This window comes from Acidiluteibacter sp. (assembly GCF_055129545.1).
Genome location: NZ_JBSRUB010000013.1, coordinates 394,124 through 411,443 on the forward strand (window position 1 = coordinate 394,124; position 17,320 = coordinate 411,443).

General features: G+C 35.5%; 15 protein-coding genes. 11 read left to right on the forward strand and 4 right to left on the reverse strand.

Features of this window, described 5'->3' with window-relative positions; translation table 11 throughout:
- The first annotated feature begins 32 nt into the window (after positions 1-32).
- The 5 genes from ACTB0X_RS07795 (at position 33) to porN (ending at position 5,814) form a co-directional block, all read left to right on the forward strand.
- Entirely contained in the window at positions 33-983 is a 951-nt protein-coding gene (locus ACTB0X_RS07795; protein ID WP_463024437.1) for a PorP/SprF family type IX secretion system membrane protein, read from the forward strand.
- Positions 984-1,081: 98 nt separating this feature from the next.
- Positions 1,082-2,371, forward strand: coding sequence for a T9SS ring complex lipoprotein PorK/GldK (gene porK / locus ACTB0X_RS07800; protein WP_463024438.1), 1,290 nt, complete (start codon positions 1,082-1,084; stop codon positions 2,369-2,371).
- A gap of 71 nt (positions 2,372-2,442) precedes the next feature.
- The gene (gene porL, locus ACTB0X_RS07805; RefSeq protein WP_463024439.1) at positions 2,443-3,264 is read left to right on the forward strand and encodes a type IX secretion system motor protein PorL/GldL; all 822 of its coding nucleotides are present in this window, start codon (positions 2,443-2,445) and stop codon (positions 3,262-3,264) included.
- A gap of 56 nt (positions 3,265-3,320) precedes the next feature.
- Positions 3,321-4,970 (forward strand): type IX secretion system motor protein PorM/GldM, encoded by a 1,650-nt coding sequence (porM, locus tag ACTB0X_RS07810; protein ID WP_463024440.1) that lies wholly within the window; start codon positions 3,321-3,323, stop codon positions 4,968-4,970.
- Between the two features lie 10 nt (positions 4,971-4,980).
- Entirely contained in the window at positions 4,981-5,814 is an 834-nt protein-coding gene (porN, locus tag ACTB0X_RS07815; RefSeq protein WP_463024441.1) for a type IX secretion system ring subunit PorN/GldN, read from the forward strand.
- A gap of 44 nt (positions 5,815-5,858) precedes the next feature.
- Here the strand turns inward: porN and ACTB0X_RS07820 are convergent, their stop codons facing one another.
- Entirely contained in the window at positions 5,859-6,509 is a 651-nt protein-coding gene (locus ACTB0X_RS07820) for an alpha/beta hydrolase (protein WP_463024442.1), read from the reverse strand.
- Between the two features lie 26 nt (positions 6,510-6,535).
- On the opposite strand from ACTB0X_RS07820, the gene abc-f reads away from it, so the two are divergent.
- Positions 6,536-8,500: a ribosomal protection-like ABC-F family protein gene (gene abc-f / locus ACTB0X_RS07825; RefSeq protein WP_463024443.1), complete on the forward strand. Its 1,965-nt coding sequence runs from the start codon at positions 6,536-6,538 to the stop codon at positions 8,498-8,500.
- 16 nt (positions 8,501-8,516) lie between these two features.
- Here abc-f and recQ read toward each other — a convergent pair whose 3' ends face one another.
- Positions 8,517-10,712 carry a DNA helicase RecQ gene (gene recQ, locus ACTB0X_RS07830; protein ID WP_463024444.1) on the reverse strand — a complete coding sequence of 732 codons (2,196 nt, stop codon included), beginning with the start codon at positions 10,710-10,712 and terminating at the stop codon, positions 8,517-8,519.
- A gap of 101 nt (positions 10,713-10,813) precedes the next feature.
- Here recQ and ACTB0X_RS07835 point away from each other — a divergent pair, with 101 nt between their 5' ends.
- Genes ACTB0X_RS07835 through lptB form a run of 5 tightly spaced genes read left to right on the forward strand, consistent with a single transcriptional unit; the run spans position 10,814 to position 16,289 of the window.
- On the forward strand, positions 10,814-11,779 hold the full coding sequence (locus ACTB0X_RS07835) for a KpsF/GutQ family sugar-phosphate isomerase (protein WP_463024445.1): 966 nt from the start codon (positions 10,814-10,816) through the stop codon (positions 11,777-11,779).
- A 53-nt stretch (positions 11,780-11,832) separates the two neighbouring features.
- Entirely contained in the window at positions 11,833-12,672 is an 840-nt protein-coding gene (gene tatC, locus ACTB0X_RS07840) for a twin-arginine translocase subunit TatC (RefSeq protein WP_463024446.1), read from the forward strand.
- A 12-nt stretch (positions 12,673-12,684) separates the two neighbouring features.
- The gene (locus ACTB0X_RS07845) at positions 12,685-13,029 is read left to right on the forward strand and encodes a carboxymuconolactone decarboxylase family protein (RefSeq protein ID WP_463024447.1); all 345 of its coding nucleotides are present in this window, start codon (positions 12,685-12,687) and stop codon (positions 13,027-13,029) included.
- A 46-nt stretch (positions 13,030-13,075) separates the two neighbouring features.
- On the forward strand, positions 13,076-15,541 hold the full coding sequence (locus ACTB0X_RS07850; protein WP_463024448.1) for a DUF5686 and carboxypeptidase-like regulatory domain-containing protein: 2,466 nt from the start codon (positions 13,076-13,078) through the stop codon (positions 15,539-15,541).
- A 10-nt stretch (positions 15,542-15,551) separates the two neighbouring features.
- The gene (gene lptB / locus ACTB0X_RS07855) at positions 15,552-16,289 is read left to right on the forward strand and encodes an LPS export ABC transporter ATP-binding protein (RefSeq protein ID WP_463024449.1); all 738 of its coding nucleotides are present in this window, start codon (positions 15,552-15,554) and stop codon (positions 16,287-16,289) included.
- Here lptB and purS read toward each other — a convergent pair.
- Positions 16,286-16,537 (reverse strand): phosphoribosylformylglycinamidine synthase subunit PurS, encoded by a 252-nt coding sequence (purS, locus tag ACTB0X_RS07860; RefSeq protein WP_463024450.1) that lies wholly within the window; start codon positions 16,535-16,537, stop codon positions 16,286-16,288. The two genes, lptB and purS, sit on opposite strands and share 4 nt — an antisense overlap.
- On the reverse strand, positions 16,527-17,249 hold the full coding sequence (gene pssA / locus ACTB0X_RS07865; RefSeq protein WP_463024451.1) for a CDP-diacylglycerol--serine O-phosphatidyltransferase: 723 nt from the start codon (positions 17,247-17,249) through the stop codon (positions 16,527-16,529). Before pssA ends, purS begins: the two co-directional genes overlap by 11 nt.
- Positions 17,250-17,320 lie beyond the last annotated feature (71 nt).

Below are 17,320 nucleotides of genomic sequence, written 5' to 3' on the forward strand. Positions count from 1 at the left end.
CCAAAATCTTTGTTAAAAAGAAATTTCATCCTATGAAGAAACTGTTACTTAGTGCGTTAGTTATTTTTACAACTGTGAGTTATGCACAACAAGATCCGCAATTCACCCAAAACATGTTCAATAAGCTTGCTGTAAACCCAGGATTTGCTGGAACTAACAATGCTTATTGTGGTACTTTATTATCTCGTCAACAATGGATGGGATTTGAAGGTCGCCCACAAACCAACCTTTTTAGCTTTGATGCAAAGATTCGCCCTTTTGATCGTTTCAATAGTGGTGTAGGTTTAACCGTTTGGCAAGATGAGCTAGGTCCAGAAAAGACATTTACCGCTAAACTGGCTTATGCATACCACAAAAATATCGGTAATGGATTGTTATCCGTGGGTGTTGAAGGTGGATTTTACAATAAAACAATTAATGGAAACTGGGTAACGAATGGATTTCTTGGAGATGGATCTGAAGATGCATCAATACCTAAAGGGCAAGCTTCTGACCCAACCTTTGACTTAGGCGTAGGTGCTTATTATACGACTTCAGATTTTTATGTTGGTATATCGAGTACACACCTTACCGCCCCGCAACTGAGTGGCAATGCAGAAAGGTCTTCTTTTAATTACAATTTAGCACGTCACTTTTATGTGATGGGAGGATACAATATTAGCTTTAGTAGTCCGTTTGTATTAAAACCATCAATCTTTATAAAGTCTGACGTTTCCTCTACTCAAGTTGATGTAAATGCAATGTTAGAGTACAATGAGTTTGTTTGGGCAGGATTGTCATACAGATATGAAGATGCAGTTGCCATTCTAGCAGGAGTTAATGTTCCAATGGTAGAAGGATTGAAAGTTGGAGTATCTTACGATTATAACACCTCTATTTTAAATGAATACAATAGTGGTACTTTAGAATTTATGTTAGGGTATTGTTATCCAATCAAGAATCCACTTAAAATACAGCGATATAAGAGTGTTCGATTTTTATAAAAAAAAGTTTACATTTGAAACCTTTTAAAAAAAAGAAGGTATAATGAACTCTTCAACCAAGGCTTTGTAGTAATAGCCTTATTAGTAAATAGAAAAAAATGAAAAAGTTAGTCATATTAGGAGCGGTTATAGCTTTGTTTTCTTCTTGTAGTCAGGAGAACGGCGAGCTTATAGGAGTGCAAGGACGGGAGATTTTTTATCAGCCTGTCCCATACGGCATGTTATTAATTCCTCAAGGTAGTTACACAATGGGTAACGACGACCAGGATATAACAAGTTCTGCTGTTGCGCAAACAAAAGTAGTTTCTGTTGCGGCCTTTTATATGGATCAAACAGAGATTTCAAACAATGAATACCGACAGTTTGTCTATTGGGTTAGAGATTCAATCGCTAGAAAAATTCTAGGGGAAGAAGTTTCTGAAGATTACTTGCATACTGTAAACGTTTATGGTGAGGATATCGATCCACCAATCATCAACTGGCAAATGAAATTCCGTTGGGATGGTGATGAAGAGCGTGAAGCTTTAGAGGTGATGTATTTGCCAGATTACGAACGTTTTTACGGCCGTAAGGAAATTGATACTCGAAAGTTAATGTTTGAATATTCTTGGATTGACTGGCAAGCTGCTGCTTCTAGAAAGAATAGAGAGCAAGGTAAAATCGACCGTTCTGTATTTATCAAGAAAGACATTATTAATATTTATCCTGATACATTGGCTTGGGTGCATGACTTTACCTATTCATTCAATGAGCCAATGACAAATGCTTATTTCTGGCACCCATCTTATGATGATTATCCATTAGTAGGGGTGAGTTGGAAACAAGCAAGAGCTTTCTCAATATGGAGAAGTGAATTGTTGAATAATTTCTTGGATCAAAGAGGCATGACCACTGTTCAATATTTCAGATTGCCTACTGAATCTGAGTGGGAGTGGGCTTCAAGAGGTGGTTTAGATAACAACCAATATCCTTGGGGTGGTCCTTACATCAGAAATACAAAAGGTTGTTTCTTAGGAAACTTCAAGCCTTTACGTGGAAATTATGTGGATGATGGTGGTTTAACTACTGTTGCGGTTAATGCATACAACCCAAATGATTATGGTTTATTCTGTATGGCTGGAAACGTTGCTGAATGGACAAGTAATGCATTTGATGAGGCATCATACAACTTCGCACATGATTTGAATATGGATTATGTTTATGAAGCAAAGGAATCTGATCCGCCTTCATTAAAAAGAAAAGTCATTCGTGGAGGTTCATGGAAAGATGTTGCCATGTATTTGATGAATGGAACAAGAACATACGAATATCAAGATACTGCAAAATGTTATATCGGATTCAGAAACGTTATGTCCTACTTGGGAAGAGGAACTAACGACCAATTATAATATTGAGCAAAGAATTTACACTAACTAATTATTATTTATCAATTTTTTTTTAAACTACTTATTTAAATATTATGGGATTTGTTGAGTTTTTATTTGAGACCAAGAAAGGTAAAAAGGTCATGGGACTTTTATACGGTATGGGTGCTGCAGTTGTAATTATTGGCGCTTTATTTAAAATACAACACTGGCCAGGAGCATCAGGTATGCTTATCATTGGTTTGAGTGTTGAAGCATTAATTTTTGCAGTATCAGCTTTCGAACCACCACATATGGAAGTGGATTGGACGTTGGCATATCCTGAATTAGCTGGAATGGAAGATGACGCATTAACAAAGCCTTCTAGAAGAAATGTAGGTGGTGGAAGCGGTGATGCTGTTTCTCAAGAATTGGATAAAATGTTAGTTGAGGCTAAAATTGGTCCTGAATTAATCGAAAGTTTAGGTCAAGGATTCAAGAATTTATCTGATCATACTTCACAATTGAATAACATCTCTGACGCATCAGTAGCAACGAATGAATTTGTAGATAAAGTTAGATCTGCTTCTTCAAATATGGGACAATTATCTGATTCTTATTTGAAGGCATCTGAGAGTTTAACAGGTATTTCTGTATCGCCAGAAGCTGGTAATTCTTACTCTGAGAATTTAATGTCAATTTCTGCAAAATTGTCAGAATTGAACAATGTATATGAGTTGCAATTGAATTCCGCTAGTCAGCACATGGAAGTGACTAACAAAGCTTTTGAAGGAATGAGTGATTTAATCTCAAACTTGAATAACTCAGTTGAAGACACTCAGAAATACAAAGAGAATATAGCTGAATTGTCTAAAAACTTAGGCGCATTGAATAGAGTATATGGTAATATGCTTACTGCAATGAATGTGAATGCTTAATTATATTGAGCGTAATTAATTATTTACAAACAGACATTTAAAATACTTTAAATAACATGGCAGGAGGTAAGTTGCCACCACGGCAAAAAATGATTGGAATGATGTACCTAGTGCTTACAGCGCTTTTGGCACTAAACGTTTCCAAAGAGATTTTAGATTCTTTCGTAATCATCAATGATGGTTTAGAAAAGACAGTTATTAATTTTAAAAGCAAGAACTCCGATTTATATGCGGACTTCGAGGCTTCATATCAAGAGAATCAGAAAAAGGTAAAGCCTTACTATGATAATGCGCAAGAAATTAAAGTTGTAGCAGATGCTGCTTCTGATTACATTGACAGAATCAAAGTGAATATTATTGCATTACTTGAAAAGATGGATACTGCTTCTGTTATTGGTCCAGACCAATTTGGAAATGATACCATTTTAAACTTAGCACGCATAAGTTCAAAGGATAATACAGATGTAGGAACTTCTATTTTAATAGGTAGTGAACCTTCTACTCCTAAGACTGGAGATTTATCCGCAACTGCTTTGAAAGGTAAATTGGATGATTTTAAGATGGTTGTTGCAAGTAAGGTGGATACATCTTCTGCAATTTATCAATCGTTGATGAAAACATTTGATTTTAGCAATAAGAAAGAAAGCGGTGGAACAGAATCAACATGGGAGGCATTTAACTTTTATGGTGTGCCTGCAGCAGCGTCAATCACTTTATTATCCAAGTTTCAAACTGATATTAGAAACTTTGAATCGGATGCAATTAAATATTTGTATTCTGAAGTAGATGCAGCTTCGTTTAAATTTAACAAATTAGAAGCAGCCGTTATTTCCCCTTCTAATTATATATTATTGGGAGATACATTTAGAGCAGAGATTTTCTTAGCAGCAATGGATTCTACTAAAAATCCAAAGATTGTAGTTGGAAAAGATATTGTTCCAGATGGAGAAGGTTTTAAATCTTCAGGTGACTCATTAAATGTTAGAATGGTTGACGGTAAAGGTTATGTAAAGGTGCCAACTCGTTCGGAAGGAGAATACACATGGAAAGGCGCAATTAATTTTGAAGCTCCAGGTGGAAAGATTATTCCTAGAACGTTTGAAACGACTTACATGGTTGCAAAACCAAGTACGACTATCTCAGCTACGAAAATGAATGTTTTCTACATGGGAGTTCCGAATCCTGTTTCAATTTCGGCTCCAGGTGTACCTGCTGAATCTATTCGTCCATCTATTTCTGGTGGAGGTGGTAAAATTACAAAGGGTACTGGTGGCGATTGGATCGTTACTGTTTCTTCTCCTGGTGATGTAAAAATTACTGTGAATGCTGAGATGAATGGTAAGAGTAAGATGATGGGTTTCATGGATTTTCGTGTGAAGCAAATTCCTACTCCTAAAGCATTGGTATCTGGAAAAAATAGTGGTGCACTTTCCCCAAGAGTATTGGCTGCTGTTTCTGGCATATTTTTAGATATGGACGGTTTTGTTTTTGATGTTAAAGTTGATGTATTGTCTTACGAGTTTAGTTATGTGGTTGATGGTTTTACCAGTACCATTAAAGTAAACGGTGGTAATATCACTGAAGACGTAAAAGATAAATTACGAAGAGTAAAAAGAAACACAACAGTTTCGTTTGAGACTATTAAAGTGAAAATGCCTGACGGTACAACACGATTCTCTACGCCTGTAGTGTTTAAAATGATATAAATTTATAATTATGAAAACTCATTTAAAGTCATTAGCGGTTTCATTTTTGATCTTGTCTGGCAGTGTTACTATGGCGCAAGATGTCTTGGATGGGGTATATATTAAGGAGAATACACCTACTAGAAAGGTAATTCCTTATACCCATGTAAGAGAAGCAGATGTAATGTATACAAAGCGTGTTTGGAGAATGGTGGAGTTAGCTGAAAAGCAGAACTATCCAATGAAATTCCCAAATGAGCCTATTAATGAATTGGGCTATGTGAGAATGAGTTTGATTGATGTAATGAAGCAAGGTATTGATGAAGGGACTATTCAAGCTTATGATTCAGAAATTTCTGGTTTTACTGTGAAGTTAACTCAAGCAGAAGCTGCAGATAAAATGCAGTATACCGAGATCGTTACAGATTATGATGAGAATGGTTTTGAAACACAAACTGAATTACCTGTTGCTTTTTCTAGTGCTGATGTGGTAAGGTATGAAATCAAGGAAGATTGGTTTTTTGATCGTGAACGTTCTGTTATGGATGTTAGAATTATCGGTATTGCACCAATTTTTGTAAATCCTAAAGATCAATCAATGGTTAGACCATTTGTTGTTTATTTCCCTGAGGCACGTTATGTGTTTGCAAATGCGGAAGTATATAGTTCAGGTAATGATGGAGCTAGAATGACTTTTGATGATTATTTCTGGAAAAGAATGTTTAGTAGCTATGTATATCAAGAAACGAATGTTTATGACAACAGAAAGCTTAATTCGTACACGACAGGGATTGATTTGTTATTAGAGTCTAATAAAATCATGGAAGAAATAATAAATTTTGAGCACGATATGTGGCAATACTAATTACAAGATTACATTAGAAAGGGAGTCCAATTGGACTCCCTTTTTTATTTCCAGTAATCGTTGTAAAATTCTTTCAAGCTACTTTTATGAATGATATGACCTCCCTGATAGGTGAGTATCGTTCGATTAGTTTGTTTGTAGGTAGATAATTTTCTGTTGAAGGATGTTTGGTTTTCAAGAATGTATTCATCAGTTTCTCCAAAAACACAGTACACCTTCGCTAGGTTAAATTTCTCACTTTCCTCTAGTTCATCGGGTATTAGTGAGCCCCATAAAATGAGCTGACCAACCGAAATGGAACTTTGATTAAACCATCGGCATAATGTAGCCACTCCTTGTGAAAAACCAAAAAGGGTTATTGTAGCATTCTTATATTGTTCTATTTTAAATTTCTCAACTACCAAATCAATATAATTAACGTAATCAATTATGGCATCTTCTCTCTCATAAGAAGTCATCCAATTTGAACCGATTCTTCCACTTGTTCCTTTTAAGTAGAAATGATTGTTGGCTTCTGGTGCAATTACAAAAGTGTCACCTAAATCCCTAAATTTTTCTAAAAAATGTTCAGATGATTGGCCATATCCATGGAAGACAATCCAAATCGCCTTAGTATTTTCATCTAATTGACCTAAAGAGTATATGTTAGCTGTTTTCGGAACTATTAGTTTCTCTCTTGAAATACCTTCTTTCATCAATCTAGTTTTAATACTTTTGCGTCATGGTTGGAATCAATAAAATTACATTAAGTTTTGCAGATCGTTTTTTGTTTAATAATGTCTCATTCATTATAAATAAGCAAGAAAGAATCGGTTTAGTTGGAAAGAATGGTGCAGGAAAGTCTACCATGCTTAAAATTTTAGCGGGTGCTCAAACTCCTGATTCCGGTAACATATCTACTCCATCTGATTTTTCATTGGGATATCTTCCACAAGATATGGAATTTGAAGAAGGCAGGACTGTTTGGGAAGAATCTTCAACTGTATTTGCTAAACTAACCGAAGTGCATTCTAAAATTGATAACATCAACCATGAGTTAGTAGTAAGGGAAGATTATGAATCGGATTCATATATGAAATTGCTCGATGATTTAACGCATTTAAACGAGGAGTTGATATTAATGGATGCGGGGAATGTAGACGCTTTAATAGAGCAGCTCTTGTTAGGATTGGGATTTAAACGATCCGATTTTACCCGCCAAACTTCCGAATTTAGTGGAGGATGGAGAATGCGAATTGAATTGGCAAAAATTCTTTTGACTAATGCTGATTTATTGCTTCTCGATGAGCCAACTAACCACTTGGATATTGAGTCTATTCAATGGTTGGAAGATTTTATGAAAACCTATGATGGCGCTATTGTTTTAATTTCTCACGATAGAGCATTTCTAGACAATGTAACCAATCGAACCATAGAAATTTCTTTGGGTCGTGTATATGATTACAAAGCCCCTTACACGAAATACATTCAACTAAGACAAGACAGAAGGGAACAAGAAATTGCTGCATTCAATAATCAACAAAAACAGATCAAGGACACGGAAGAATTTATTGAGCGATTTAGATCTAAAGCTACAAAAGCTGTGCAAGTGCAGTCTAGAATTAAGCAATTGGATAAAATTGATAGAATTGAAATAGAAGAAGAGGACAATGCGGCCATGCGTTTTTACTTTCCTCCTGCACCTCGTTCGGGGAAAATTGTGGTTGATATTAATGATGTAGGTAAAGCTTATGGCAATAAACAGATTTTTGATCATGCTAGTTTAAGCTTAGTAAGAGGTGAAAAGGTGGCGTTTGTTGGTAAGAATGGTGAGGGGAAGTCCACCATGGTGAAACTATTGGTTGGGATGGAAAAGCATACTGGAACTATTACAATAGGCCATAATGTAGAATTGGGGTATTATGCACAAAATCAATCTGAGATGTTGAATGGTGATAAAACGCTATTTCAAACCATTGATGATGAAGCAAAGGGTGACATGCGAACCAAAGTTCGTGGACTATTGGGATCATTTTTGTTCGGAGGAGAGGATGTAGATAAAAAAGTTAAAGTGCTTTCTGGAGGTGAAAGAGCCCGTCTAGCCTTTTGTAAATTGCTATTGGCACCAATTAACCTATTGATTCTTGATGAGCCTACAAATCACCTTGATTTGCGTTCTAAAGAAATATTAAAGGAAGCTTTGATCGCTTATGATGGCGCAATGATTGTCATTTCACACGATAGAGATTTTCTTCAGGGGTTGACAGAAAAAGTATATGAATTTAAAGATGGCAATGTCAACCAACATATTGGTGATGTTTATGAATTCTTGAGAAATCGAAAAGTAGACTCTTTCAAAGAAATTGAAAAGGGAGTTGGAAGTAAGAAGCCAGAAGTAAAGATTGAACAACCAAAACAAGAATCTAATCAGAATTTATTTGAGCTAAAGAAGGACTTGAAAAAAGAGTGCAAGAGTTTAAAAAATACGGTTCAAAATCTAGAGAAAACTATTTTCGCATGTGAAGAGCGTGCTGAAAAAATGAATGAAAAATTACACGATCCCAACTTTTATAAAGACAAAGAATACGACCAAGTATTGAAGCAATGGCAAGACAATAATGGGGAATTGGAAATTGCTATGGAGAAGTGGGAAAGCGCCCAAGAAAATTATGACAAAAAAACAGCCGAACTTGAAAAGCTCGGCTGAGGATAATATTTTAAATTTAGTTTCCTAATTCAGAAAGGAACTTTATTCGCATCAATCTTAACTCTTGTTCGGAATAAATACCTTCAAATTCTTCTACAGCATCTTCGATGGAGTCGGTAAGAGTTTCACGGAAATAATCAAATATTTCATCTTGGTATTCTTCATCTAATAGTTCACCAATGCAATAGTCTAAGTTAATTCTAGTTCCTGAATGAACGATATGTTCAATATCTTCCAATATTTCATCGATAGACTTTCCTTTTGCTGAAGCTATGTCTTCAAGTGGCAATTTTCGATCTACACTTTGTATGATGTAAACTTTTAGACCTGATTTGTTGACTACAGATTTAACAACCATATCATCAGGACGATCTATTTCATTTTCATCCACATACTTTCGTATAGAATCGATAAAAGGTTTTCCAAACTTTTCAGCTTTACCTTGGCCAACACCTGTAATATTGGTCAACTCCTCAATAGTAATAGGATATCTAGTTGCCATATCCTCTAAAGAGACATCTTGAAACAAAACATATGGTGGTAAGTCTTTTTCTTTAGCCACCTTTTTTCGTAAATCTTTTAAGATTGAATACAACTGGTCATCACCGGCGCCACCACCTTTTGAACCACCATCTACCTCTTTCTCATTGTCATCCTCACTGTAATCATGAGGTTTTACTAAATCAACCTTACCAGGCTTCTTTGCAAATTCTTTTCCTTTCTTACTCACTTTTAAAACCCCGTAATTTTCTATTTCTTTAATTAAAAAACCATCAATAATGCACTGTCTTATAATAGATTCCCAATGCTTTGGATCGTCACTAACACTTCCACCTTCGCCATATAACTCATGTGTAGTATGGTTGTAGGTTTTGATTTCACTAGTTTCTTTTCCCGCGATAAAATTAGAAATATATTTTGCTTTAAATTTCTCTTTTAACGCAAAAATTGTTTGAAGAAGAAGGGTTACTTCCAATTGCCCGTCATACTTATCTTTTGGGTTTAAACAATTGTCACAACTTCCACAGTTTTCATCTGTATATTCTTCACCGAAATAGTGTAAAAGTTGTTTTCTTCTACAAACTGCAGTTTCTGCATAAGAAACAGTTTCAAATATTAATTGTCGTCCTATTTCCTGTTCTGCAATTGGTTTTCCTTGAAGGAACTTTTCTAATTTTTCGATGTCTTTGTATCGATAAAAGGCGATACATTTCCCCTCTCCATCATCTCTTCCTGCTCGTCCGGTTTCTTGATAATAGCCTTCCAAGCTCTTTGGAATATCATGATGAATCACAAACCGAACATCTGGCTTGTCAATTCCCATTCCAAAGGCAATAGTGGCTACAATTACATCTGCATCCTCCATCAAGAACATGTCTTGATGTTTGGCTCTGGTCGTCGCATCCAATCCAGCGTGATAAGGCAATGCTTTGATTCCATTCACTTGCAGCGTCTGTGCAATTTCTTCAACTTTTTTTCTACTTAAGCAATAAACAATACCAGATTTATTGGCGTTGCTTTTTATAAATCGTACGATTTGGCTACCTACTTCACGTTTAGGTTGCACCTCATAATATAAATTTTTTCTATTAAAGGAGTCTTTAAAAACCTTTGCATCTTGCATGCCTAAGTTTTTCTGAATGTCCTGTTGAACTTTCGGAGTCGCAGTTGCAGTTAGAGCTACAATTGGCACTCGGTCAATAGCTTCTATTATGCTTCTAAGTTTTCTGTATTCCGGTCTAAAATCGTGTCCCCACTCAGAAATACAATGTGCCTCATCAATTGCTACAAAAGATAATTTGATTTGCTTCAAGAATTCTATATTCTCTTCTTTTGTCAATGTTTCTGGGGCTACATATAATAATTTGGTGACGCCTTCCAAGAGGTCACTTTTTACTTTGGCTGTATCCGTTTTATTCAATGAAGAGTTCATAAAATGAACCACTCTGTCATCAGAAGAAAAACCCCTTAAAGCATCTACCTGATTTTTCATCAATGCAATCAATGGAGAAACTATTATTGCAGTTCCCTCAGACATTAATGCAGGTAGCTGGTAGCACATGGATTTTCCACCACCAGTTGGCATAATCACAAAAGTGTCATTTCCATTCAGAATGTTAGAAATGATCGATTCTTGTTTGCCTTTAAATTTATTGAATCCGAAAAATTTTTTCAGCTCCTTGTTTAAGTTCAATTCCTCAAGGGTTTGCATGAAATATCTATTTAGCTATTTTAAATTACTTTTGCTTCACTAATTTACTATGAATTACAGTGTAATTTAGTAAAATTTGAAATAAATAAAAAAATAAGGGCTTGAAATCTGAAATAGAAGTAAAAAGAATTGCTAAAGAAGTTTTAAAGAATGAAGCCGATGCGCTTTTAAAACTGATAGATTACATTGATGACGACTTTGTTAAAAGTGTTGAACTCATCTATGCATCCAAAGGTAGAGTAGTGATTACAGGTGTTGGAAAGAGTGCAATTATTGCTCAAAAAATCGTGGCAACGATGAATTCCACCGGCACTCCTTCCATATATATGCATGCTGCCGATGCCATACATGGAGATTTGGGCAATATTCAGCGCGATGATGTGGTGATTTGTATCTCTAAAAGTGGAACTACGCCAGAAGTAAAAGTATTGATTCCTTTAATTAAAAATTTCGGCAATCAGATTATCGCGATTACTGGGAACATGACTTCCGTTTTAGCTACTTCAGCCGATTTCGTGCTAAATGCAACTATTGAAGTTGAGGCTTGCCCCAATAATTTAGCACCAACTACAAGCACAACGGCCCAATTAGCTTTAGGAGATGCCTTGGCCGTATGTCTTTTGAATTTAAAATCGTTTAGTTCGACAGATTTTGCAAAATATCACCCAGGTGGAGCTTTAGGAAAAAAGTTGTATGTAAGAGTGGGCGAACTCGCCGATTTGAACGAGAAACCAGCCGTAGGTCTAACAGACAGCTTAAAGACTGTGATTGTTGAAATAACTACGAAGCGTCTTGGCGCATGTGCGGTAATAGAAAATGGAGAAGTTAAAGGTGTAATTACAGATGGAGATCTTCGACGAATGCTTTCTGAGTCGATTAGTTTTGATTCGATCACTGCAGCGGATATTATGTCTAAAAATCCTAAAAGCATCGATTATGATAACTTAGCTGTGGAAGGCCTTAAAGTAATGAAGCTTCACAATATCTCTCAATTAATTGTCTTAAAGGAAGGACAATATGCTGGATTAATTCACATTCATGATTTGATTCGTGAAGGCATACTATAATTAATACTAATCGTACTCGGGGTAATAGATTATCTCTTAAATTTGCCGATTCTATGGAAGGCAATCAATCACCGTACGACGAAGAATTTTCAAAACAAGGAGAAATGTCTTTTCTCGATCATTTGGAAGTACTTCGTTGGCATTTAGTAAGATCTGTAATTGCGGTGTTGTTGTTTATGACACTTGCCTTTGTTTTTAAGGAGTTTGTATTTGATACAATCATCTTAGCACCTCAAAAAAGCAACTTCCTAACCTATCGACTTTTTTGTGATTTATCGCATTATTTAGATTTTGGCGATAAACTCTGCTTTAATGACATTTCCTTTAGCTTGATCAACATAACAATGTCTGGTCAATTTACCACTCATATTTTGGTTTCTGCAGTGGCTGGAATTATTTTGGCTTTTCCTTATATTTTAATCGAAGTGTGGCGATTTATTTTGCCTGGTTTAAAGAAAACAGAAAGACGCTCAGCCTTGGCTTTGGTATTTTTTGGATCTCTATTATTTATGTGTGGTGTTCTTTTTGGCTATTACGTAATTAGTCCTTTATCGGTTCAATTTTTGGGAAATTATACAGTTAGTAGCACTGTTTCCAATTCCATCAGTTTAAACTCATATATCAGTACTTTAACTTCGATAACTTTAGCTTGTGCTATCGTATTTCAATTGCCAATTATCGTTTATTTCTTATCCAAGATTGGAATCCTTACTCCACAGTTAATGAAAACTTATCGAAAGCATTCCATTGTTGTCGTATTGATTTTGGCTGCAATTATTACTCCTCCAGATATTACAAGTCAGATATTGGTAGCGATACCCTTAATATTTCTTTATGAAGTCAGTATCTTGATATCTAGAATGGTTGTGAGAAAAGAAGCAAAATCAGCTTAAAAATTACCCTACATGAGTGAACTAGTCAATGAATTTAACGCGTATCGCGAAAAAATGAATGAGAAGATTTTGAGTGCCGATAACAAGGTAATCAAACGACTTTTTAATTTAGATACCAATACCTATGCTGAAGGTGCTTTAGATGTGAAGACCAAAGAAATGTTAGGTTTGGTGGCTTCAATGGTATTAAGGTGTGATGATTGTATCAAGTATCATTTAGGTAAAGCACATGATAATGGAGTCACAAAAGAAGAAGTGTATGAAGTATTCGCTATCGCTAATATAGTCGGTGGAACGATCGTAATTCCCCATACAAGAAGAGCTGCTGAGTATTGGGATGAATTGGAGGAGAATTAAACATCAACTACTTTAATTTCTTATTTTTACCGTTTTTGATTTACTAATGCCACGGAATTTTTATAAAACTTTCTTCTTTTTAGTCACTACTATTCTGTGTATTCATGGACTTTATGCCCAAAAAACCATAGTTAGTGGAACTGTGATTGATGTTAAAACAAAAGAACCAATGCCTTTTGTCAACATCATTTTCAAGAATACAAAATCAGGAACAACTTCTGATATCGATGGAAAATACAGAATAGAAACGTATTATGCTTCCGATTCTTTAACGGCTAGTTTTATCGGTTATAAATCGAGTACAAAAAGGGCACGCCAAGATCAAACTCAGGTGATCAATTTCGAATTATCTACAGGTGGAGTTGAGATTGGGGAAGTAGTGGTGACTTATAGTGGGAACCCCGCGCATAAAATATTAGACCGTGTAATTGATAATAAGGCCATCAATAACCGTGAAAAATATGATGCTTATGAATATGAAGTCTACAACAAGGTTGAATTCGATTTGAACAACATCAACGATGAATTTAAGGATAGAAGGGTTTTTAATAGCCTACAGTTTATTTTTGATTACATCGACAGTACTACAAGCGATAAGCAATACTTACCAATGTTCATGACAGAATCTTTGTCGGATTATTATTATCGAAGAGATCCAAAATCAGAAAGAGAAGTGATAAAAGGAACCAAAGTTTCTGGTGTTTCTAATGAAAGTATTTCTCAGTTTTTGGGAGATATGTATCAGAATGTGAATGTGTATGAGAATCACATTGGAGTTTTTGGAAAATCATTCGTGAGTCCAATCGCTGATTTTGGAAAACGATTTTATAAATATTACTTGATTGATTCAATGGTGGTGGATGGTAATTTTTGCTACCAAATTGATTTTGTTCCGAAACAAGCTCAAGAACCTGTTTTCTCCGGAACCATGTGGATTAATGATACCACCTATGCGATTAAACGAATAGAGGCAGGGATAAACGAAAAAGCAAATATTAACTTCATCAATGGATTTACGGTGGAGCAACGGTATAAGAAAGTGAATGATGAATTCTGGATGCTTTCTAAAGATAATCTAATTGTAGATTTTACCATTACCAAGAATTCTATGGGGCTGTATGGTCGGAAGACGACCACCTACAAGGATTTTGTAATGAATAAGCCTCGACCTGATGAAACATTTGATGGAGTTGAGAAAGTGGTTGTTCAAAAAGGGGCTAATGAAAAAGGGGATGAGTTCTGGGATAAAAATCGGCACGATACCTTATCTGAGAATGAAAAAAACATCTACCTCATGGTGGATTCTGTAAAAAACGTACCCGCATTTAGAACTTTTATAGATGTGATTCAGTTGGTATTTACAGGCTATAAGGAAGTCGGCTTGTTTGAAATAGGCCCTTATTTTAATGCCTATAGTTTTAATAAAGTAGAGGGTCATCGTTTTAGAGTTGGCGGAAGAACAAGTAATAACTTCAGCACTCAAGTAATGTTTGATGGTTATTTGGCCTACGGATTAAAAGACGAACGGTTTAAGTATGGTGGAGGAGTGTTATATTTCTTGTCTAAAGAACCACGACATTCTGTTAGTGTTAATTATTCATTGGATGTAGAGCAATTGGGATTAAGTCAAAATGCATTTAGTGAAGACAATATTCTTTCGTCAGTCTTAAGAAGAAATCCAAATAATAAATTAACTGGCGTAGAAGAAATAAAAGTGGGGTCCGAGCGGTTTTGGTTCAATGGATTTTCCAATACGTTAACAGTGACCAATAGAACAATGAGACCCTTGGGGAGTATTCAATACAATCAAAAATTAGACAATGGCACCATTGTTCCGGTAGGTAGTATCCGAACAACGGAAATTGGATTAAAAACACGATTTGCTTACCAAGAAGCTTTTGTGGCAGGAGAGTTTGATCGAATTAGTTTAGGGACTGAATTTCCAATTGTAGAACTAAATATGGGATTTGGAATAAAGGGAATTTTTGGGAGTGATTACGATTATACAAAAGTTGCGCTATCAGTATCTGATAATATCAAACTAGGAACATTTGGTAAAACAGAAGTAAAAGCACAAGCAGGTAAGTATTTTGGTACTTTACCATTTACACTACTAGAAATTCACAACGGTAACGAAACTTACTTTTTTGACAATGCAGCATTTAACCTGATGAACTTCTTCGAGTTTATAAGCGATGAATATGTTAGTTTGATGATGACACATCATTTTGAAGGGTTTTTCTTGAATAAAATACCTTTAATGCGTCGATTAAAATGGCGAGAAGTGGTGACTGGTAGAGCTGTGGTTGGAAGTTTGGAAGATAAAAATAAACAAACTTTGGAATTGCCTAGTAATATGTATGAGTTAACAGGGCCATATGCTGAAGCAGCAGTTGGAATAGAAAATATTTTTAAGATAATTCGTGTGGATGCATTATGGAGATTAACCTACTTAGATCATCCAGATATTGCTAAATTTGGAATTAGAGCCACCTTTGAAATTCAGTTCTAGAAATTACACTATGAAATTACGTGCAGAAAATATTATCAAGAAATATAAGAAGAGAGTTGTAGTAAAAGGCGTTTCTGTGGAAGTAGAGCAAGGCGAAATTGTTGGACTTCTGGGGCCTAATGGAGCTGGAAAAACCACCTCTTTTTACATGATGGTAGGATTGGTAACACCCAATGAAGGTAGAATATTCTTGGACGACGAAGACATTACTTCGCTTCCAATGTACAAGAGAGCGCAACGTGGTATTGGTTATCTAGCACAGGAGGCTTCGGTTTTTAGAAAACTATCAGTCGAAGACAATATCAAAGCTATTTTAGAGATGACGAAACTTTCTAAAAAGGAGCAAGCGGATAAATTAGAAAGCTTATTGGATGAATTCAGTTTACATCACGTCAGAAAAAATAGAGGTGATTTATTGTCAGGTGGAGAGCGAAGAAGGTGTGAAATAGCGCGTTGTTTAGCTACCGACCCAAAGTTTATTTTGCTTGATGAGCCATTTGCAGGTGTAGATCCAATAGCCGTTGAAGACATTCAAGGAATCGTGGCCAAATTAAAAGAACGAAATATCGGCATCTTGATTACTGACCACAATGTGCAAGAAACTCTAGCTATTACAGATAGAGCTTACTTGCTGTTTGAGGGGAATATTTTGAAAGCAGGAACAGCAGAAGAGCTGGCTGCAGATGAACAAGTTCGAAAAGTCTATTTAGGTCAGAATTTTGAACTTAAAAAGCCTAAAGTAAATTAAGCTTCCACTATATTAAATTCATAGCTTTCCATCAATTGGTTCGCCAATATCTTTTTACAAGCTTCTTCTACTTTAGCAGATGCAGTTGCTTTATCAGCAGCGTCAATCTCTAAAGAAATGTGTTTGCCAATTCTAACATTTTGAATTTCACTTAGGTTTAAGTTCTTCAAGCTTGAAGTAACTGCTTTTCCTTGTGGATCTAATAATGCTTTTAATGGCATGATGTCTATTTCGGCTCTAAATTTCATGTTTCTTTGAGATGGAGTTATTAATAACTGATAATATGATGTACAAAATTAAAATAATTGGGACAGCAATAAAATAAAATACTGCAATAAGTGCGATAGAAATGCCAACAAAACTAAATTTTAGTCGATTGTCTTTCCATTTCAATGATTTAAACTTCAACGCAAACAATGGAATTTCACTGACCATCAATAAACTCCAAATAATAATCCCTGCTAGAATAAAGTATGGATTAGTCAATAGACTTAAAACCTGTGCATCAAAAATAGAATTTGAATTCTCGGCTTGCCATGCGATTAATGGAATTGATAACCAGAATAACGCATTTGCAGGAGTTGGAACTCCGATAAAGGACGACGCTTGTCGTTCATCTAAATTGAACTTCGCTAAACGATAAGCTGAAAAAATGGTCATAATAAAGGCAGCCAATTCAATGTGTGGAATGTTTATTTCAGAATTGATTAACAACTGATAAACAATAACTGAAGGAGCAAATCCGAAAGAAACAACATCGGCTAAGCTATCGTATTCTTTTCCAATTGGGGATGCTACGTTTAATAACCGAGCGGCTAATCCATCAAAAAAGTCGAGAAAGGCAGCAGTTAGAATTAAAATACCTGCTTCTGCCAATTGTCCGTTAAAAGCTAAAACCACCGATACGCAACCGGAAAATAGGTTGGCTGCAGTGATAATATTTGGGATACTTTTTTTCATTTCAATTTTAAAGATGGGGCAAAAGTAAGGATAAAGTGAGGTCGCATTGCAATTTTGAATGTGCTTTTAAA